This is a genomic window from Streptomyces sp. NPDC090025, assembly GCF_044748125.1.
In the GTDB taxonomy this organism is placed as follows: Bacteria; Actinomycetota; Actinomycetes; order Streptomycetales; family Streptomycetaceae; genus Streptomyces.
This window is the reverse complement of record NZ_JBIVFL010000011.1, coordinates 259,988-277,930: the sequence shown is the minus strand read 5'-3', so window position 1 is coordinate 277,930 and position 17,943 is coordinate 259,988. Positions and strand designations below refer to the sequence as shown.

General features: G+C 73.1%; 18 protein-coding genes. 8 read left to right on the top strand and 10 right to left on the bottom strand.

Annotated elements, in window-relative coordinates; all coding sequences use genetic code 11:
- The first annotated feature begins 73 nt into the window (after nucleotides 1–73).
- On the top strand, nucleotides 74–448 hold the full coding sequence (locus ACIPXM_RS24820; protein WP_401659132.1) for a F0F1 ATP synthase subunit epsilon: 375 nt from the start codon (nucleotides 74–76) through the stop codon (nucleotides 446–448).
- A 143-nt stretch (nucleotides 449–591) separates the two neighbouring features.
- The gene (locus ACIPXM_RS24815; RefSeq protein WP_401659130.1) at nucleotides 592–1,038 is read left to right on the top strand and encodes a DUF2550 domain-containing protein; all 447 of its coding nucleotides are present in this window, start codon (nucleotides 592–594) and stop codon (nucleotides 1,036–1,038) included.
- Between the two features lie 102 nt (nucleotides 1,039–1,140).
- On the opposite strand, the gene ACIPXM_RS24810 is transcribed toward ACIPXM_RS24815, so the two are convergent.
- The 3 genes from ACIPXM_RS24810 to ACIPXM_RS24800 form a co-directional block, all read right to left on the bottom strand.
- Complete coding sequence (locus tag ACIPXM_RS24810; RefSeq protein ID WP_401659191.1) at nucleotides 1,141–2,904, bottom strand: glycosyl hydrolase family 18 protein; 1,764 nt, start codon at nucleotides 2,902–2,904, stop codon at nucleotides 1,141–1,143.
- A gap of 232 nt (nucleotides 2,905–3,136) precedes the next feature.
- Nucleotides 3,137–3,886, bottom strand: a complete 750-nt coding sequence (locus ACIPXM_RS24805) for a response regulator (protein ID WP_401659125.1) — start codon at nucleotides 3,884–3,886, stop codon at nucleotides 3,137–3,139.
- Nucleotides 3,883–5,085 carry a sensor histidine kinase gene (locus ACIPXM_RS24800; protein ID WP_401659122.1) on the bottom strand — a complete coding sequence of 401 codons (1,203 nt, stop codon included), beginning with the start codon at nucleotides 5,083–5,085 and terminating at the stop codon, nucleotides 3,883–3,885. The genes ACIPXM_RS24805 and ACIPXM_RS24800 overlap by 4 nt, the downstream gene beginning before the upstream one ends.
- A 151-nt stretch (nucleotides 5,086–5,236) precedes the next feature.
- On the opposite strand from ACIPXM_RS24800, the gene ACIPXM_RS24795 reads away from it, so the two are divergent.
- The gene (locus ACIPXM_RS24795; RefSeq protein WP_401659119.1) at nucleotides 5,237–5,896 is read left to right on the top strand and encodes a hypothetical protein; all 660 of its coding nucleotides are present in this window, start codon (nucleotides 5,237–5,239) and stop codon (nucleotides 5,894–5,896) included.
- Here the strand turns inward: ACIPXM_RS24795 and ACIPXM_RS24790 are convergent.
- From ACIPXM_RS24790 to ACIPXM_RS24780, 3 genes are all read right to left on the bottom strand, one after another.
- Entirely contained in the window at nucleotides 5,813–6,385 is a 573-nt protein-coding gene (locus ACIPXM_RS24790; RefSeq protein ID WP_401659116.1) for a cob(I)yrinic acid a,c-diamide adenosyltransferase, read from the bottom strand. The genes ACIPXM_RS24795 and ACIPXM_RS24790 overlap by 84 nt on opposite strands.
- 29 nt (nucleotides 6,386–6,414) lie before the next feature.
- Entirely contained in the window at nucleotides 6,415–7,164 is a 750-nt protein-coding gene (locus tag ACIPXM_RS24785; RefSeq protein WP_401659113.1) for an ABC transporter permease, read from the bottom strand.
- Between the two features lie 69 nt (nucleotides 7,165–7,233).
- Complete coding sequence (locus ACIPXM_RS24780) at nucleotides 7,234–8,040, bottom strand: ABC transporter ATP-binding protein (protein WP_401659110.1); 807 nt, start codon at nucleotides 8,038–8,040, stop codon at nucleotides 7,234–7,236.
- An 83-nt stretch (nucleotides 8,041–8,123) separates the two neighbouring features.
- Here ACIPXM_RS24780 and ACIPXM_RS24775 point away from each other — a divergent pair, with 83 nt between their 5' ends.
- Nucleotides 8,124–8,771, top strand: coding sequence for a TetR/AcrR family transcriptional regulator (locus ACIPXM_RS24775; protein WP_401659107.1), 648 nt, complete (start codon nucleotides 8,124–8,126; stop codon nucleotides 8,769–8,771).
- On the opposite strand, the gene ACIPXM_RS24770 is transcribed toward ACIPXM_RS24775, so the two are convergent.
- The 3 genes from ACIPXM_RS24770 to ACIPXM_RS24760 are packed head-to-tail and all read right to left on the bottom strand — an operon-like array spanning nucleotide 8,741 to nucleotide 11,813.
- Nucleotides 8,741–10,027, bottom strand: coding sequence for a cysteine desulfurase family protein (locus tag ACIPXM_RS24770; protein ID WP_401659104.1), 1,287 nt, complete (start codon nucleotides 10,025–10,027; stop codon nucleotides 8,741–8,743). The two genes, ACIPXM_RS24775 and ACIPXM_RS24770, sit on opposite strands and share 31 nt — an antisense overlap.
- 38 nt (nucleotides 10,028–10,065) lie before the next feature.
- Complete coding sequence (locus ACIPXM_RS24765) at nucleotides 10,066–10,836, bottom strand: hypothetical protein (protein WP_401659102.1); 771 nt, start codon at nucleotides 10,834–10,836, stop codon at nucleotides 10,066–10,068.
- Entirely contained in the window at nucleotides 10,833–11,813 is a 981-nt protein-coding gene (locus ACIPXM_RS24760; protein ID WP_401659099.1) for an EamA family transporter, read from the bottom strand. Before ACIPXM_RS24760 ends, ACIPXM_RS24765 begins: the two co-directional genes overlap by 4 nt.
- A gap of 218 nt (nucleotides 11,814–12,031) precedes the next feature.
- On the opposite strand from ACIPXM_RS24760, the gene ACIPXM_RS24755 reads away from it, so the two are divergent.
- From ACIPXM_RS24755 to ACIPXM_RS24745, 3 genes are all read left to right on the top strand, one after another.
- Nucleotides 12,032–12,880 (top strand): 3-hydroxyacyl-CoA dehydrogenase family protein, encoded by an 849-nt coding sequence (locus ACIPXM_RS24755; RefSeq protein ID WP_401659096.1) that lies wholly within the window; start codon nucleotides 12,032–12,034, stop codon nucleotides 12,878–12,880.
- Nucleotides 12,881–13,090: 210 nt separating this feature from the next.
- Entirely contained in the window at nucleotides 13,091–13,414 is a 324-nt protein-coding gene (locus ACIPXM_RS24750) for an STAS domain-containing protein (RefSeq protein ID WP_401659093.1), read from the top strand.
- Nucleotides 13,415–13,744: 330 nt separating this feature from the next.
- Nucleotides 13,745–16,471: an ATP-binding protein gene (locus tag ACIPXM_RS24745; protein WP_401659090.1), complete on the top strand. Its 2,727-nt coding sequence runs from the start codon at nucleotides 13,745–13,747 to the stop codon at nucleotides 16,469–16,471.
- 89 nt (nucleotides 16,472–16,560) lie between these two features.
- Here the strand turns inward: ACIPXM_RS24745 and nucS are convergent, their stop codons facing one another.
- A complete protein-coding gene (gene nucS, locus ACIPXM_RS24740; protein WP_401659087.1) occupies nucleotides 16,561–17,253 on the bottom strand; it encodes an endonuclease NucS in 693 nt (230 codons plus the stop codon).
- Between the two features lie 286 nt (nucleotides 17,254–17,539).
- Here nucS and ACIPXM_RS24735 point away from each other — a divergent pair, with 286 nt between their 5' ends.
- A complete protein-coding gene (locus tag ACIPXM_RS24735) occupies nucleotides 17,540–17,932 on the top strand; it encodes an SCO5389 family protein (protein WP_005311822.1) in 393 nt (130 codons plus the stop codon).
- The last annotated feature ends 11 nt before the right edge of the window (nucleotides 17,933–17,943 follow it).

Sequence of the window (17,943 nt, the reverse complement as noted above, 5' to 3'; positions counted from 1 at the left end):
GGTGCCGGACGCCCGATTAGACTTTGACCCAACACCCGGCAGCACCGCCGGGTGGTGACCCGAGGAGCCACCCTTGGCTGCTGAGCTGCACGTCGAGCTGGTCGCAGCGGACCGGAGTGTCTGGTCCGGCGAGGCCACCCTGGTCATCGCGCGTACGACCTCCGGCGACATCGGCGTCATGCCCGGTCACCAGCCGCTGCTCGGTGTGCTGGAGTCGGGCCCCGTGACCATCCGTACCAGTGAGGGCGACACGGTCGTGGCCGCCGTCCACGGCGGTTTCATCTCCTTCGCGGACGACAAGCTGTCGCTCCTCGCGGAGATCGCCGAGCTGGCGGACGAGATCGACGCCCAGCGCGCCGAGCGCGCGCTGGAGCGTGCCAAGTCGGACGAGGACGCCGCCGCCGAGCGGCGCGCCGAGGTCCGGCTGCGCGCGGTATCGGTCCGCTAGCGGACCGCGCAGAGCCCCAGCCCTCAGCCGCGGCACGGCTGGAATTTTCCAGACCGTGCCGCGGCTGAGGCGATGCAGATGCAGGTCGTATTCGGTCAGGCCGGTCGTGCCGGTCACGGGACGCAGCGAGGAGGTCGGTGAAGATGTTCCTCGCGTTGCTCGTGTGCGGCCTGGTCGTCGCGACTCTGGTGATCGGGCTCTTCGTCTTCGGCCTGCGCCGCAGACTGATCCAGCGGGCCGGCGGCACCTTCGACTGTTCGCTGCGCTGGGACATCCCCGAGACCCCGGACACCACCGGCAAAGGCTGGTCGTACGGGGTCGCGCGGTACAGCGGCGACGAGATCGGCTGGTTCCGCGTCTTCTCGTACGCGCCCCGCCCCCGCCGGATCCTGGAGCGCTCGGCCATCGAGGTCCTGGAGCGCCGGATGCCGGAGGGCGAGGAGGAGCTGGCGCTGCTCTCCGACTCGGTGATCCAGGGCTGCCGGGTCCGCGGCACCCGCCTCGAACTGGCGATGAGCGAGGACGCTCTCACCGGCTTCCTCGCCTGGCTGGAGGCGGCACCGCCCGGCCAGCGGGTGAACGTCGCCTGAGGGGCTGACACGACACGGAAGCGGGGACGGCGTGCTGCGCCGTCCCCGCTTCGTCGTACGGGCCTGCCGGCCTACGGCGGCCCGGGCCGGTAGGCGTACGGCCTAGTTCAGGCCGGTGTTGATCGCGCCGACCAGCTCACCGTTGCTGGTGTCGCCGCTGAACTCCCAGAAGAACGCGCCGCCGAGGCCCTGCCCCTTGGCCCAGCTCATCTTGGAGTTGACGGTCGCCGGGGTGTCGTAGCTCCACCAGTTGCTGCCGCACTTGGCGTAGGCGGTGCCGGCGATGGTGCCGGTGGACGGGCAGGAGTTCTTCAGGACCTTGTAGTCCTCGATGCCCTGCTCGTACGTGCCGGGCGCGGGCCCGGTCGCGGTGCCGCCCGGGGTGGCCTGGGTGACGCCGGTCCAGCCGCGGCCGTAGAAGCCGATGCCGAGCAGCAGCTTGGCGGCCGGGACGCCCTGGGCCTTGTACCTGGCGATCGCCTCGGCGGAGTTGAAGCCCGCCTGCGGGATGCCCGCGTACGAGGTCAGCGGGGAGTGCGGGGCCGTCGGGCCCTGCGCCGCCCAGGCGCCGAAGAAGTCGTACGTCATCACGTTGAACCAGTTCATGTACTGCGCGGCGCCCGCGTAGTCGGTGGCGTCGATCTTGCCGCCGCTCGACGCGTCGGCCGTCACGGCCGCCGTGACCAGCGCGTTCGCGCCGAACTTGGCGCGCATCGCCTGCATCATGTTCTTGAAGGCGTTGGGGCCGCTGGTGTCGCAGGACAGACCGCAGGCGTTCGGGTACTCCCAGTCCAGGTCGATGCCGTCGAAGACGTCGGCCCAGCGCGGGTCCTCCACCAGGTCGTAGCAGGACTGGGCGAAGGCGGTCGGGTTCTGCACCGCCTGGCCGAAGCCGCCGGACCAGGTCCAGCCGCCGAAGGACCAGATGATCTTGATGTTCGGGTACGCCTTCTTCAGCTTGCGCAGCTGGTTGAAGTTGCCGCGCAGCGGCTGGTCCCAGGTGTCGGCGACGCCGTCCACGGACTGGTCGGCGGTGTACGCCTTGTCGTAGTCGGCGTACGAGTCACCGATGGTGCACCGGCCGCCGGTGACGTTACCGAAGGCGTAGTTGATGTGGGTGATCTTGGCCGCGGAGCCCGACGTCACGATGTTCTTGACGTGGTAGTTCCGGCCGTAGACACCCCAGTTGGTGAAGTAGCCCATCTTCACCACGTTGCCGGGCTGCGGGTCGCCCCCGCCGCCGCCGGTGGTGCGGACCTGGACGGCGCCGCTCTCCGGGCCCGTCTGGTCGGCGGAGTCCCGGGCGACGACCGTGTAGGTGTAGTCGGTGCCCGCGGTCAGACCGGTGTTGGTGTACGTCAGGCCGGTCACCGTGGTGATGGTGGTGCCGTTGCGCTTGACGTCGTAGTTCTTGACGCCCTTGTCGTCGGTGGCCGCGCTCCAGGTGAGCTTGACCGAGGTGTCGGTGATGTTCGAGGCGGCCGGGGTGCCGGGCGCGGACGGCGGGTTGTCACCCGGCTGGGTGGAGCCGTCGCAGGAGCCGCCGTTGACCTTGCAGCCGCTGGGGGCGCCGGAGCCGGAGCCGTTGAAGCCGAAGGAGATGCTGGCGCCCGGCGCGAGGGTGCCGTTCCAGCCGACGTTCTTGGCGGTCCAGTGGGTTCCGGAGCTGGTGACGGTGGCGTCCCAGGCGGAGGTGACCGCGGTGCCGGAGGGGTAGTCCCACTCGACGGTCCAGGAGCTGAGGGTCGTGGTGCCGGTGTTCTTCACCGTCCACTTGCCCTCGAAGCCGGTGCCCCAGTCCTGCACCTTGGTGTAGGTGGCGGAGGCGGAGGCGGCTGCTTCGGCGGGGGCGGCGAGGCCGATCATCGCGGCCAGGGGCAGGGCCAGGGCGGTCAGAGCGGCCGCGGCCCGGCGTCTGAACCCTGATCTGCGCGTCGGTGCTTGAGTGCTCAACGGTGCTCCTCAAGTTGCGGACGACAAGGCGGGGGTGGTCCGAGAAGGTGCGCGCGCCCCGCGAGCGTAGAAAGGTCTGGACCAGCCGTCAAGAGGTCCAGACCAAGGGAGGACCGGGCCCTCCCGGTCCGCCGTCACCCACCCGTCAGATCCCCAACTCCTGTGCCAGCACCGCCGCTTGGACCCGGCTGCGCAGTTCCAGCTTGCCCAGCACCTTGCTGACGTGCGTCTTCACGGTGGCCTCGGCCATGTCGAGCCGTACCGCGATCTCCGCGTTGGAGAGCCCCGCGCCGAGCGCCGAGAGCACCTCCCGCTCCCGGGGGGTGAGCCGGTCGAGCACCGCCGGATCGGTGCCGCCCGCCGTCCGGGCCGGGCGGCTCGGCGCCGCGAACTCGGCGATCAGCCGCCGGGTCACCGCCGGGGCGATCAGCCCCTCGCCGCGCGCCACCGTGCGCACCGCCTCGATCAGGTCCCGGGCCTCGGTGTTCTTCAGGAGGAAGCCCGAGGCCCCGGCGCGCAGCGCCCCGAACACGTACTCGTCCAGGTCGAAGGTGGTGAGCACGAGGACGTCCGCGAGCCGCTCCGCGACCACCTGCCGGGTCGCCGACACCCCGTCCAGCTTCGGCATCTGGACGTCCATCAGGACCAGGTCGGGGCGGAGTTCGCGGGCGAGCTCGACGGCCCGCTCGCCGTCCGCGGCCTCGCCGACCACCTCGATGTCGGGCGCGCTGCCCAGGATCAGCACCAGCCCTGCCCGTACCGCGCTCTGGTCCTCCGCGACCACGACCCGGACGGTCCCGCTCCCGGCGCCCGTTCCCTTCCCGGCGCCCGTCCCCTTCCCCGCGCCCGCGCCCGTGCCCGATCCGCCGTACGTCCCGCTCCCGGTGTCCGTCATGCGTCCGGTGTCCTCTCCTCGGCGGGCAGCACCGCCCGCACCTGCCAGATCTTCGAACCGTCCGGGGCGGGCACCGGACCCGCCTCGAACTCCCCGCCGAGCAGCGCCACCCGCTCCCGCATTCCCACCAGACCCGCGCCCGAGCCCGGCGCGCGCGGCCCCGGCCGGTCGCCGAACGGGCTGCGCACCCGCACCGCCAGGGCCCGCGCGTCCCGTTCGAGGCACACCTCGACCCGGCCGGGTGCCGCGTGCTTGAGGGCGTTGGTCAGCGACTCCTGCACGATCCGGTAGGCGGCCAGCTCCACCGGCGCGGGCAGCGGCCCGTCGCCGTCGCCGGTCTCATGGGTGCCGTCGAGGCGGAAGGTGAGGCCGCTGGAGGCGCCGTTGGTCCTGGCCTGCTCGACCAGGGCGGCGAGCCCGGCCAGGGTGGGCGCGGCGGCCGGTTCGGTGTCCCCGCCGCTGTCCCGGAGCAGCCCGATCAGCCGCCGCATCTCCGCGAGGCCCGCCACGCTGTTCTCCCGGATCACGGTGAGCGCCTGCCGGGTGGTCGCCTCGTCGTCGAGCGAGAGCGCCGCCGTCGAGTGGATGGCGATCGCCGACAGATGGTTGGCCACCATGTCGTGCAGCTCGCGGGCCATCCGGGCGCGCTCCGCGCCCACCGCCTGGACCCGGTCCATCTCCGCAAGCAGCGCGGTCTGCTCGGCGCGCACCCGGGCGGCGTCGGCCGCGTCCCGGTGGTTGCGCACGATGACCCCGGTGACCGCGGGCAGGAACGAGATCATGCCGGTGATCAGGCCGATGAGCAGCGCGAAGGCGTTCTGCCACCAGACCAGGAAGCCGATGGTCACACCGATGGTGATGAGCCCGGTGGTCCAGGGGACGCGGCGGGCCGTGGCGGCGGGGCCGTACACGACAGAGGCGTAGACCACGTCCGTGAACATCAGCGCGGTGACCAGGCTGCCGTAGGTGAACTGGTCGGCGACCATGGCGAGGGTGCCGACGGTGAGCGCGGTCTGCGGCATGGTGCGGCGCAGCGATTCCATCGCGGCCATCACGACCAGCGGGACGAGCGTCGCCCAGCGGGCCTCGAAGAGCCGGCCGCCCTGGGTGTGCAGCCCGAAGAACCACAGCAGCAGGCCGACGGCGAGGCCGCCCGCGGCGATCAGCAGGTCGTCACGGTGGGGGCGGGGGAGTGTCACGTGTCCATCCAACACGGCGCCGGGGCCGCGGGCCTCGCCGCCCGGGCCGATCCCGCCCTCCGTCGAAGGATGTAGGCGGTTCTCGTCAGCGCCGACGACGAATCCGCCCGCTCCCGGCGGGACGCTGAAGGGGTACCGAAAGGGGAGTCCCGTGATCGTCCTGCTCATCGCGATCTGCGAGGTCGGCTTCTGGGTCCTGCTCGCCGCAGGACTCGCCGCCCGCTACGTGCTCAAGATGCCCCGGCTCGGCCTCGCCCTGCTGCTCTGCGAGCCGCTCCTGGAGGTCGTGCTCCTGGTCGCCACCGCGATCGACCTGAAGAACGGCGCCGACCCCAGCTGGAAGCACGGCCTGGCCGCCGTCTACATCGGCTACACCGTCGGCCACGGCCACCGCACCGTGAAGTGGCTGGACGGCCACGCCGCCCACCGCTTCGGCGGCGGCCCGCCGCCGGTGAAGCCGCCGCGCTACGGCATGGCCAGGGCGCGTCACGAGGGCGAGGTCTGGCTGGGCTCGGTGGTCGCCGCGGCCGTCGCCAGCGGGCTGCTGCTGCTCGCGAGCTGGTACGTCGGCTCCGACGGTGACACCGCGTCGTTGACGTCCTGGATCGGGTTCGCCTGGCGGGCGGCCGGGATCCACGGCGTGATCGCCCTCACCTATCTGATCTGGCCGAAGAAGGCGCCCGCCGGCGAGGAGCCGGTCCCGGGGTCCGCCGCCGCGAAGGGTGACTCAGCGGTCGCCGCCCGGGACCCACAGCACGTCCCCGACCTCCCGGTTCGCCGTCCTGGCGAGGATGAAGAGCAGGTCCGATAGCCGGTTGAGGTAGGTGGCGGTGAGCGGGTTCATGATCTCCCCGTGCACCTCCATCGCCGCCCAGGTGGACCGCTCGGCCCGCCGGACCACCGTGCACGCCTGGTGCAGCAGCGCCGCACCGGGCGTGCCGCCGGGCAGGATGAAGGAGCGCAGCTTGTCGAGCCGCTCCAGGAAGCGGTCGCAGTCCGCCTCCAGCTTGTCGATGTACGTCTGCTCCACCCGCAGCGGTGGGTACTTGGGAGACTCCACGACCGGCGTGGACAGATCGGCGCCCACGTCGAACAGGTCGTTCTGGACCCGGACGAGGACCTCCACCACGTCCGCGTCCAGCTGCCCGAGCGCGACGGCGGTGCCGATGACCGCGTTGGCCTCGTTGGTGTCGGCGTAGGCCGAGATCCGCAGATCGGTCTTGGCGGTCCTGCTCATGTCACCGAGGGCGGTGGTGCCCTGGTCCCCGGTACGGGTGTAGATGCGCGTCAGATTGACCATGGGCCCAGCCTAGGGCGCCGCGACCCGTCCTAGGAGGTCGCGCCCCGGAAGGTACGGGCGCCGACCGTCACCGCGAGCCCGGTGAGGGCGAGGGCCGCGAGCACCCCGTACAGCATCGTGGTGGTCGCGTAGTGGCCGGTGTACGCGTCCCGCACCGCGTCCACCAGATAGCGCAGCGGCATGAAGTGCGAGACCACGTCGAGCCAGCCGGGCGCGAGGGCCATCGGCAGCATCAGCCCGGACAGCAGCATCGACGGCATGGCGAGGGTGTTGACCGCCGGGCCGAACTCCTGCGGGCTGGGCAGCCGCAGCGCCAGCACGTACGACAGCGAGGCGAGCGAGAAGGTCAGCAGGGCGACGAAGCCGAAGCCGATCAGGATCCCGGCGAGCGGCGCCCGCAGCCCCATCAGAAGCGCGGCGAGCACCAGCAGCACCGCCTGGAACAGGAACAGGGCGGCGTCCCGCAGGGTGCGCCCGAGGAGCAGCGCGAGCCGGCTGACCGGGGTGACCCGCATCCGTTCGAGGACGCCCCAGTTCTGTTCCATCAGCACCGCGAAGCCCGCGAACGAGGCCCCGAACAGGCCGAGCTGGAGCAGCAGTCCGGGCACCAGGACCTGCCAGGAGTCGCCGGACCTGCCGAGCGGCAGCCCGGTCAGCAGGGGCCCGAAGAAGAACAGGTAGAGCAGCGGCATCAGGGCGCCGAAGAAGATCTGGAACGGCGAGCGCAGGGTCTGCCGGGCGTAGCGGCCGAACAGCACGGCGGTGTCGTGGAGCAGCATGACGGTCGGATCCTTCGGGGGCGAGGGACGGCAGGGGTCGGACGGCGACGGGGTCGGACGGCGACGGGGTCAGACGGCGACGGGGGCGCGGTCGACGGGCGCCGGGCCGCGCCCGGTGATGGCGAGGAAGGCGTCCTGGAGGGTGCCGGCGCCGTGCGCGGCCTTGAGCGCGGCCGGGGTGCCCTCGGCGGCGACCACGCCCGCGTCGATGATCACCAGCCGGTCGGCGAGGGCGTCCGCCTCGTCGAGGTAGTGGGTGGTGAGGACGACGGTGGTGCCGTGCCGGTCGCGCAGCCGCCGCACCAGGTCCCACAGCGCGGCCCGGCTGCCCGGGTCGAGGCCGGTGGTCGGCTCGTCGAGGAACAGCAGCTCGGGCCGGTGGGTGAGGCCGAGCGCGAGGTCGAGGCGGCGGCGCTGGCCGCCGGAGAGCGACATCGGGCCGCGGTCGAGCAGCTCGGTGAGGTCGAGCTCGGCGGCCAGTTCGGCCGCGCGCTCGGCCGCCTCGGCCCGCGTCAGCCCGTACAGCCGTCCCTGGAGGAGCAGTTCGGAGCGCACGGTCTCCTGCGGGTCGACGCCGCCGGACTGGGCGACGTAGCCGATCCTGCGGCGCACCCCGACGGGGTCGCGGAGCAGGTCGTGGCCCGCGACGGTGGCGGCGCCGCCGGTCGGCGCGAGCAGGGTGCTGAGCATTCGCAGGGTGGTGCTCTTGCCCGCGCCGTTGGGGCCGAGGAAGCCGAGGATCTCGCCGGGCGCCACGGTGAGGTCGATGCCGCGGACCGCGTGCACCTCGCCGCGCTTGGTGCGGAAGGTCCGGGAGAGGCCGGACGTGCTGATGACCGGCGGCGTGGCCGCCGCCGTGCTTGCCATGGTTGCCATAGCCACTACAAAAACAGAGTCTCTGAAATTTTGCAACGACTCCAAAATTTCAGTGGATACGACTCCGGCCTAGGATGGGCGGCATGACCGAAGGGCTGAGGGAGCGCAAGAAGCGCCAGACACGGCAGCGCATCTCCGACATCGCGACCGGGCTCTTCCTGGAGCGCGGCTTCGCGGCGGTGACGGTGGCGGAGATCGCCGAGGTCGCGGAGGTCTCCGTCAACACCGTCTACAACTACTTCCCGGTCAAGGAGGACCTCTTCCTCGACCGGATGGAGGGCGTCACCCACCGGCTCGCCCGGATGATCCGCGGCCGTGACCCCGGCGAGTCCGCCGCGGGCGCGGTGCTGCGCGAGATCCGCGGCCATGTCACCGCCGTGTCGCCTGCGTACGGCCTGATGGAGGGCTTCGCCGACTTCATGCGCGTGATCGACGACGCCCCCACCCTCAAGGCCCGGCTGTTCTACCTCCAGCAGGAGGTCCGCGACGCCACCGTCGCCGCGCTGCGCGAGGAGACCGGCGCCGCCCCCGACGATCCGATGCCGCTGCTCGTCGGCGGCCAGATCACCTGGATCCAGCACACCGTGATCACCTTCGTCACCGAGCGGATGGTCGCGGGCGGCCGGGCGAACGAGGTCTCGCGCGAGGCGCTCGACCTGCTCGACGACATCGAGGAACTGCTGAGCGACGCCGTCCTCGACTACGCGGTACGGGCCCCCGCCGGGGCCTGAGCCGGGACCCGGCCCATGGGGGCCGGGGCGCGCCCGGCGGCCAGGCCCGGATTCGCCGCCCGCACCCCGGCGGCCAGCGCCCGGGCCCCGCGCACCGCGTCCGCCTCGGTCGAGAACCGCCCGAAGCCGATCCGGACACTGCCCCGCACCCGCTCCGGCGGCAGCCCGATCGCGGTCAGGACGTGCGACGGCTCCTGCGCCGAGCTGTTGCACGCCGAACCGGACGACACCGCCACCTCGGTCACCTCAAGGAGCAGCGTCTGCGCGTCCGTGTCCGGGAACGACAGGCTCACCGCGTGCGGCAGGAAGCCCGCGCCCGTACCGCTGTTGAGGGTGTACGGCACGAGCTCGGCCAGCTCCGCGAGGAACCGCGCCCGCAGCCCCGCCAGCCGCTCCGCCTCATCGGCCCGGCCCGCCGCGAGCAGTTCGACCGCCGCGGCGAGCCCGACGACCGCGGCGGTGTTCACCGTGCCCGCGCGCAGCCCGCGCTCCTGCCCGCCGCCGTGCAGCAGCGGCGCCAGCGGCGCCCGGTCGGACAGCGCGTTCGCCACGTACAGCACCCCGATGCCCTTCGGGCCGTGGATCTTGTGCCCGGAGCAGGTCAGCAGGTCGACCCCGAGCTCCGCCACGTCCACCGGCAGGGTGCCGACGCCCTGCGTCGCGTCGCAGTGCAGCGGCACCCCGGCCGCCCTGGTCAGCGCGGCGATCTCGGCCACCGGCTGCACGGTGGCGATCTCGTTGTTGGCGAGCATCACCGACACCAGCGCCGTGTCCGGGCGCAGCGCCGCCGCCACCCGCGCCGGATCCACCCGGCCCGCCCCGTCCACCGGAACGACCGTCACCTCGTGGCCCGCCGCCGTCAGCGAACGGCAGGTGTCCAGCACCGACTTGTGCTCCACCGCAGTGGTCACCACATGCCGGGGCGGGACCGCCCCGGCGCCGCCCAGGACCACGCCCTTGATCGCCAGATTGTTGCCCTCGGTCGCGCCCGAGGTGAAGTAGATCTCGCTGCGCGCCGCCCCCAGGAACCGGGCCACCGTGCCGCGCGCCCGCTCGACCTCGCGGAACGCCCGGATGCCGGCCGCGTGCGGGCTCGACGGATTGGCGAAGAACTCGGTCGCCGCCCGCTGCATCGCGGCCGCGACCACCGGGTCCGTCGGGGTGGTCGCCTGGTGGTCGAGGTAGATGGTCCCGGTGGGGCCGGTGGTGCTGGTGGTGGTGCCGGTGGCCCCGGTCGTGCCCTGTGCGCCGTTCATGTCGTGCTCCTCCCGCGATTGCTGACGGACGGCCGGGTTCAGAAGTCGTACGCGGTGTACGGCAGCGCGATCGGGTCGGCGCAGCCCGCGTCCGCGAAGACCAGGACGATCTCCTCGTCGGGCGTGCCGAGGGTGCGCAGATAGATCTCCGCGCCCTTGGTCACCTTGTCCCGGTCGGCGAGCGAGTTGATGTCGACGACGTACCGGCGCGGGCAGTCCCGGAAGGCCCGCAGCCGGGCGAAGTAGCGGGCGAAGTACTCGGCGACGATGAGCGGGCAGCGCGGCACCACATGGCCGTCCACCACCACCCCGGCCAGGACCCGGGCGTAACCGCGCGAACGGAACACGATCTCGTCGCCCTCGCGCGCGTACGGCGGTTCGAGTGCGGCGCCGCGCGCCGCGTGCTTCATCGACCGGGCGGCCCGGTTGCGCAGGGTCCGTTCCCGGGTGACCGAGAAGGTGATCCCGGCCGCGGCCGCCGCCTCGTCCAGCGGGCTCAGGTCAAGCGCCCCGGCGACGGCCGCACCCGGCGCCGGGACCGTACAGGCGTCGGCGGAACAGGACATGCCGAGGTCGTTGACGATGACGTCGTACAGGACCTTGTTGCCGCGGTGCAGCCGCTTCGCGGCGGCGCCGGTGGCGAGGCCCAGGTCGAAGGAGTTCCGGGAGAAGGCGCCGATCCCGGCGGCGGTGTCGAAGTAGCCGCCCGCGACGAGCACGGCGGAGCGGGCGGTGCGGGGGACGGTCTCCAGGAGGGGCGCGACGCGGGCGGCGCCTTCGGTGGTCGTGGTCATGGTCAGCGGGGTCATCTCGGGTGCACTCCGTTCTCGGTGTTCTCGGTGTTCTCGGGTTTTTCCTTGCGGTCGGTGGTGTCGGTGGTGTCGGGGGTCGAGGGGGAGGAGGTGGGGGCGGAGGCGCGGGCCGCCGTCGCCGCGCCGATGGCGGTGCCGGTCGCCGCGCCCACCACGCACAGCACGGCGGCCCACTGAACGAGCGTCAGGTGCTCACCGAGGAGGGCGAGACCGGCCAGTGCGGCGATGACCGGTTCCACCGTCGACAGGACGGCGAACACCCGGGGCGGCAGCCGCCGCAGCGCGGCGAACTCCAGCGAGAACGGGATCACCGTGGTCAGTACGGCGACCCCGAGCGCCGCCGCGAGCACCGCGGGCTCGGCCAGCGTGCCGAGCGGCGGCAGCCCGAGCAGCGGCGCCGTCGGCAGCGCGAGGACGGCGGCCACGAAGAGCCCGAGGGCGAGGCCCGCACCGCCGGGCACCGCCCGGCCGACCTTGGCGCCGATCAGGATGTAGCCGGTCAGCGCCGCCCCGGTGACCAGGGCGGCGGCAAGCCCGACCGGGTCGTCGAGGCCCCGGGTGCCGCCGAGCACGAGCAGCCCGGCCGCCGCGAGCAGCACCCACACCCGGTCCAGGGCGCGCCGTGAGGTCAGCGCGGCGAGCAGCAGCGGTCCGCTGAACTCCAGGGTGACCACGACGCCCAGCGGGAGCCGGGCGGTGGCCTGGTAGAACGCGAACTGCATGACGGTGAACACCGCCCCGTACCCGAGCAGCAGCCGCCCGTGGGTGCGCAGCAGCCGGGGTGCGGGCCGGGTGAACAGACACAGCAGCGCGGCCGCGAAAAGCAGCCGCAGCAGCGTGGTGCCCGCCGGTCCGACGCGCTCGAAAAGCGTCTTGGCGACGGCGGAGCCGAACTGCAGGCTGACCATGCCGGCCAGCAGCAGCACGGGCGCCGGCGTGGCCGCGGCCGTGGCCCTCAGGTCGGACCGGCGCATCGGCGGCCTCCTCTCCCCACCGCACTCTATACCCCTAGGGGGTATGTCGCGACGGGGTTCTGGGCCGGACGGGGGTGTCGTGAGTGTGACGTCCGTCAAACCCGGCGTGACGTGGCTTACTTAGCGGTCACATGGCGCCCGCCGCCCGCTAATCTCCGCCGAAGAGCCAAGAAGTGAACAGTTGCCAAGGGCGCCGTGCGCGACAAGGGGTGGAAGCAGTGGCCAGGAAGCTCGCCGTCATCGGAGCCGGACTCATGGGGTCCGGCATCGCGCAGGTCTCGGCCCAGGCCGGCTGGGAGGTCGTGCTGCGCGACGTCACCGACGCCGCGCTGACCCGGGGCACCGACGCCATCCGGGCCTCCTACGAGCGCTTCGTCGCCAAGGGCAGGCTCAGCGCCGAGGACGCCGAGGCCGCGCTCGGCCGGATCACCGCCACCACCGAACTCGACGCCGTCGCCGACGCGGACGTCGTGGTCGAGGCCGTGTTCGAGAAGCTGGAGGTCAAGCACGAGATCTTCCGCGCCCTCGACAAGGTCGCCAAGGACGGCGCGGTGCTCGCCTCCAACACCTCCGCCATCCCGATCACCAAGATCGCGGCGGTCACCGGGCGCCCCGAGGCCGTGGTCGGCACCCACTTCTTCTCGCCGGTCCCGATGATGCAGCTCTGCGAGCTTGTCCGCGGCTACAAGACCAGCGACGAAACCCTCGCCACCGCGCGGGAGTTCGCCGAGTCCGTCGGCAAGACCTGCATCGTCGTCAACCGCGACGTGGCGGGCTTCGTCACCACCCGCCTCATCTCGGCGCTCGTCGTCGAGGCCGCCAAGCTGTACGAGTCGGGCGTGGCCACCGCCGAGGACATCGACCTCGCCTGCAAGCTGGGCTTCGGGCACGCCATGGGCCCGCTCGCCACCACCGACCTGACCGGCGTCGACATCCTCGTCAACGCCACCGGGAACATCTACACCGAGACCCAGGACGAGAAGTTCGCGCCGCCGGAGCTGATGCGCCGGATGGTGGACGCTGGTGACATCGGCCGCAAGAGCGGGCAGGGCTTCTACACGTACTGACATCGCGGCCGACGTCCGCGCCGGGGTGGCGTACCGATTCCGCACAGGGGTCCGACCGCCCCGGCGCCATCGCCCTCAAGGGTGAATTTCGATATCGGTTCGCTTACAAGGCGCAACGCTTCTGCCGATGTGGCAGTCAAGCGTTGCGAAGACGGGCACGCACGACACGGGCACGCACGACGGAGCACACTCGGGACTCGGGGAGCGCATATGCACATCAGGGGCGACCACGCCGAGCTGGTCGTCGGGGGCCGCCTCGACGTCCGCAGCGCGGCGGACGCCCGTACGGTCCTGCACACGGCCGTCGACGACGGAGTCGGCGACCTCGTGCTCGACCTGACCGGCCTCGACTCCTGGGACGCCACCGGACTCGGCGTCATCATGGGCGCCCACCGCCGGGCCGGCCGCTGCGGCCGCCGCCTGGTGCTCCGCGGAGTGCCGCCCCAGATGCAGCGCCTCCTCGTCGCCACCCGGCTGCACCGCATCCTCGCGATCGAGGGCGGCCTCGCCGCGGAGTCGCTGCCCCGGGTCTGACACCGCCCCGGGTCTGACACGCCGTCGGGGGACGGCCGGACCGGCGGGCAGAGCGGCGGACCGATGGCGGACCGGCGGACGGATCGCCGGGCGGACCGACGGGCGGACCGACGGGCGGACCGACGGGACGAACACCGCGGGACGCGCGGGTCACGGCAGGCTCACAGGGCTGTGAAACATCTGTGAGAACCAGGCGTCACACCCAAAGTTCACAAGACCGTGACGTCTTGGTCTCCACTCCACCCCGCCTGTTCCCGGCGCCCTGACAACCGTCTAGGGTCGGCTCGCCTGCACATCGCGCACACCGCCCGCCGCTTGGGAGCTTGGACCATGGACCCGATCAACCGGGGACCGGAGGAGTACGGTCACGACACCGAGGGCGAGGACGTACGCCCCGCCCCCTCCGCAGCCGTGCCCGTCCCCGTGTCCACCAGCTCCGCCACCCGGGTGCGCACCGCCCGGCTGGTCTCCGGCGGACTGCTGCTCACGGTCAACCCCCTCGACGGCAGCGAGATCGAGATCTGCCCGCCCGCCGACCAGCCCGCGGCCCCGCGCCGCCGCTCCGCCCAGGAGCGCGCCGAGACCACCCGCGCGGCCGGACCGCCCGTACCGCCCGGCCCCGCCGCCCCCGCGCTGCCGCTGCTCGAACGGACCGAACAGCGCGAGGCGCTGGTCCAGCACCTCACCCGGGGCCGGTCCGCCCGGCTCACCGGACCCGCCGGATCCGGCCGCAGCCGGCTCCTCGACGCGGTCGCCGCCGACTGCGCCCGGGTCGCCCCGGACGGCGTCGTCCGGCTCTCCGGCCACCACCGCACCCCCACCGACCTGCTGTACGAGCTCTTCCAGGCCGTCCAGTACGCGCCCGCGTTCCGCCCCGACCGGGAGGAACTGCTCCTGGAGGTCCGCGGCATCGGCGCGATCGTCGTCGTCGACGACCTCGAGTTCGGCGGCAAGGCCCTCGACGAACTCCTCGCCGCCACCCCCGACTGCGCCTTCCTGCTCGCCGCCACCCCCGACACCCCGGCGCCGTCCGCCGACGCCGGACTCGAGGAGGTCGAGCTGCCCGGCCTCGGCCGCGCCGCCGCCGTCGAACTCCTGGAGCACGCCACCGGACGCGCCCTCACCGACGACGAGATCAACTGGGCGGGCGACCTCTGGTTCGAGTCCGAGGGACTGCCGCTCCGCTTCGTCCAGGCCGGCGCCCTGCTCCGGCAACGCGACCGGCTCCGGGTCGGCCCCGCCGAGTTCGACGCCTTCGGCGCCCTGGAGGAAGCCTTCGGCTCGTCCGGTGCCCCCGCGCCCGTACCCGCCCTGGCCGACCCGACCGGCGACCCCGACGTCGAGGTGCGGGAGATACCCCTGCCCAGCCTCGGCGAGGGCGCGGCCCCCGCCGTCCTGCTCGCCTCCCGGCTCAGCCGGGCCGCCCAGGACACCCTGCGGTTCGCCGTCGCCCTCGGCGGCGAGGTGCCGCACCAGGCCCACCTGCCCGCCCTGGTCGGCGACACCCACGCCGACGCCGCCGTCGGCGAACTGATGGCCTGCGGACTGCTCTCCCCGGTCGGCCCCCGCTACCGGCTCGCCGCCGGGGTGCTCACCCAACTGCTCGCGCAGGAGTACGAGCCCGAGCCCACCGGCCGCGCCGACACCGTCGCCCAGCACTACGCCTGGTGGGCGGGCCACCCCTCGGTCACCCCGGAACGCGCCACCGCCGAGGCCGACTCGCTGCTCGCCGCCCTCACGGCACTCGTGCCGAGCGGCGCGCCCGACCACACCGCCACCGCCGTCCAGCTCGCCCGCGCCGCCGCGCCCGCCTTCGCCGCCGGACTGCACTGGAGCGCCTGGGAGCGCGCCCTGCGCGGCGGCCAGGAGGCCGCCCGGCGCAGCGGTGACGTCGCCGAGGAGGCGTGGTTCCACCACGAGCTGGGCGTTCTCTCGCTGTGCCGGGGCAGGCTCCAGCGGGCCCGCGCCGAACTGGAGGCGTCCATCGGGCTGCGCGGCGCGCTCGCCGACAAGCGCGGCACCGTCGCGGGCCGCCGGGCCCTCGCCCTCGTCGCCGACCTCACCGGCGAGAGCGCCCCGATCGAACCACTGGCCCTGTCCGCCCCGCACGACTTCCCGGCGCTGCCCCCGGCCGGATCCGCCCCCGGGGCCGACCCGGGCGCCACCGGGCCGACCGCCGTGCTTCCGCCGGTGCCCCCGGCCGTCCGCCCGGCCGCGCTGCCGCGCCGCGAGGGCCCCGCCTCACCGCCGCGCGGTGTCCCGGTCGCCGCGCCGCTCCCGGCCAAGTCCGCGTTCCCGAACCTGGCCCCGCCGAGCGCGGCCTACCCCACGTACCCGTCGTACGGCGGCAAGCCCGCGGTCCCGGCCCAGACCTCGCCCGCGGCCTCCGCCGACGCCTTCGCGGCGTTCTCGGCCGAGCCGCCGACCGTCGTGGTCGGCCACGGTCCAGGGTCCGGTTCCGGCCCCGACGGCGACAAGCGCGGCGGCCTGCGCACCGGCATCCTCGCGGGCGCCCGGCGCAACCTCGCCGCCGTCGGCGCGGGCGCCCTGCTCGTCGCCGTCCTCGGCACCGTGGTCACCATCGGCGCCACCTCGGGCGACGCCGACGACCCGGCGGGCCGGGTCACCTCCGACAGCACCGCGCCGGAGGACCCCGCCACGGACGACGGCGACGGGGGAGAGGCCGACCCCACCGACGGCGCCACCGACCACCCGTCCGAGTCGGCCGCCCCCGGTACGGGCAGCTCGCCGACGCCCGGTTCGACGGCGAGCACGGGCACCCCGACCGCGACGACGGGCACGCCCACGGCCACGGGCAGCGCGAGCACCAGCACCAGCCCCAGCCCGACGGCGACCACCAAGCCGCCGAAGCCGACGACCTCGCCGACGAAGACGACGCCCCCGTCGCCCTCGCCGTCGAGCACGCCGCCCAAGCCGCCGACGACGCCGCCCACGCCGCCGACCACCGAACCGACCCCGTCCCAGAGCGCGAGCGAGGAGAGCCCCAGCAACTCCGCCTCCGCCTCCCGCTCCGAGTCGGTCACCCCCACCGACTGAGCCACCCCGGCCGGTACGCACGAGGGCCCGGGCGCGTCACACGCACCCGGGCCCTTCGTCGTACCGCCGTACCGCCATACCGAGAACGGCTAGAACAGCCGCAGCTTGTCGTCCTCGATGCCGCGCAGCGCGTCGTAGTCGAGGACCACGCAGTCGATGCCGCGGTCGTTCGCCAGCACCCGCGCCTGCGGCTTGATCTCCTGCGCGGCGAAGATGCCCTTCACCGGCGCCAGGTGCGGATCGCGGTTGAGCAGCTCCAGATAGCGGGTCAGCTGCTCGACGCCGTCGATCTCGCCGCGCCGCTTGATCTCCACCGCGACCGTCCCGCCGTCCTTGTCCCGGCACAGGATGTCGACCGGGCCGATCGCCGTCGGGTACTCGCGGCGCACCAGGCTCCAGCCCTCGCCGAGGGTCTCGATCCGGTCCGCGAGCAGCTCCTGGAGGTGCGCCTCCACGCCGTCCTTGATGAGACCCGGGTCCACCCCGAGCTCGTGCGAGGAGTCGTGGAGGATCTCCTCCATCGTGATGATCAGTTTCTCGCCCGCCTTGTTGATCACCGTCCAGACGGCGGCGGCCCCGGTGTCGCCGTCCTGTTCCTGACCGGGCTCCTCCTTGAGGGTGCACGGCGGCGACATCCAGTTGAGCGGTTTGTACGCGCGGTCGTCCGCGTGGATCGAGACGCTGCCGTCGGCCTTGACCAGGATCAGACGGGGAGCGGAGGGCAGGTGGGCCGTGAGCCGGCCCGCGTAGTCCACGGAGCAACGGGCGATGACGAGACGCATGGTCGGCAACGCTACAAGACGGACGCCACCCGACGCGATTCGGGCATCGCGCCGAAGCCGGACGCACTCCGCGCGGTGGACGGGGCGCGCGGCCGATCCGCCGCCAATGCTTCCAACACCCGTCACTTATTGGCCGGTTGTGCGCCCATTCTCCTGGTGCGGTCAGGACCCGGCGCTTAACGTGGAGGACAGGAGGTCGTCGCCCGGGCACGCTGCGTGTGCGGCGGCGCCTTCCTGTCCCTTGCCCGCAAGACCCCGCGCACGCGGGGTCGCGAGAGGAGAACCCATGTCGCTCGACGTCTCACCGGCGCTGTTGGAACAGGCCGAGCGAGGCGAGGTCGACGAAGCCGCCTTCGTCGACTGCGTCCGGACCTCCCTGCCCTACGCATGGGAGATGATCAGTTCTCTGGTGGCACAGCTGAAGGTCGACGGCGGAGAGTTCGCCGACAACCAGACGCCGCCGCCGGACGAGCAGGCACGTGGTCAGCTGCTGCGCGCGCTCGCGAGCGATGCCATCCGTGGTGCGCTGCAGCGGCACTTCGGGGTACGCCTCGCGTTCCAGAACTGCCACCGAGTGGCGGTCTTCCCGCTGGACCCGTCGGTCGACGAGCGGCTCGCCCGCTTCACGTCCATCCGGGGGCAGCTCCTCAACCAGTCGCCGGAACTGCGCGACTGCTGACGGCCTGGTGC

What these genes read in the sequence shown, in the direction of transcription:
- ACIPXM_RS24815 (WP_401659130.1), top strand. Translation starts at nt 592, where the DNA reads ATGTTCCTCGCGTTGCTCGTGTGCGGCCTGGTCGTCGCGACTCTGGTG.
- ACIPXM_RS24810 (WP_401659191.1), bottom strand. Translation starts at nt 2,904, where the DNA reads ATGATCGGCCTCGCCGCCCCCGCCGAAGCAGCCGCCTCCGCCTCCGCC.
- ACIPXM_RS24805 (WP_401659125.1), bottom strand. Translation starts at nt 3,886, where the DNA reads ATGACGGACACCGGGAGCGGGACGTACGGCGGATCGGGCACGGGCGCG.
- ACIPXM_RS24790 (WP_401659116.1), bottom strand. Translation starts at nt 6,385, where the DNA reads ATGGTCAATCTGACGCGCATCTACACCCGTACCGGGGACCAGGGCACC.
- ACIPXM_RS24785 (WP_401659113.1), bottom strand. Translation starts at nt 7,164, where the DNA reads ATGCTGCTCCACGACACCGCCGTGCTGTTCGGCCGCTACGCCCGGCAG.
- ACIPXM_RS24780 (WP_401659110.1), bottom strand. Translation starts at nt 8,040, where the DNA reads ATGGCAACCATGGCAAGCACGGCGGCGGCCACGCCGCCGGTCATCAGC.
- ACIPXM_RS24775 (WP_401659107.1), top strand. Translation starts at nt 8,124, where the DNA reads ATGACCGAAGGGCTGAGGGAGCGCAAGAAGCGCCAGACACGGCAGCGC.
- ACIPXM_RS24770 (WP_401659104.1), bottom strand. Translation starts at nt 10,027, where the DNA reads ATGAACGGCGCACAGGGCACGACCGGGGCCACCGGCACCACCACCAGC.
- ACIPXM_RS24765 (WP_401659102.1), bottom strand. Translation starts at nt 10,836, where the DNA reads ATGACCCCGCTGACCATGACCACGACCACCGAAGGCGCCGCCCGCGTC.
- ACIPXM_RS24760 (WP_401659099.1), bottom strand. Translation starts at nt 11,813, where the DNA reads ATGCGCCGGTCCGACCTGAGGGCCACGGCCGCGGCCACGCCGGCGCCC.
- ACIPXM_RS24750 (WP_401659093.1), top strand. Translation starts at nt 13,091, where the DNA reads ATGCACATCAGGGGCGACCACGCCGAGCTGGTCGTCGGGGGCCGCCTC.
- ACIPXM_RS24745 (WP_401659090.1), top strand. Translation starts at nt 13,745, where the DNA reads ATGGACCCGATCAACCGGGGACCGGAGGAGTACGGTCACGACACCGAG.
- nucS (WP_401659087.1), bottom strand. Translation starts at nt 17,253, where the DNA reads ATGCGTCTCGTCATCGCCCGTTGCTCCGTGGACTACGCGGGCCGGCTC.
- ACIPXM_RS24735 (WP_005311822.1), top strand. Translation starts at nt 17,540, where the DNA reads ATGTCGCTCGACGTCTCACCGGCGCTGTTGGAACAGGCCGAGCGAGGC.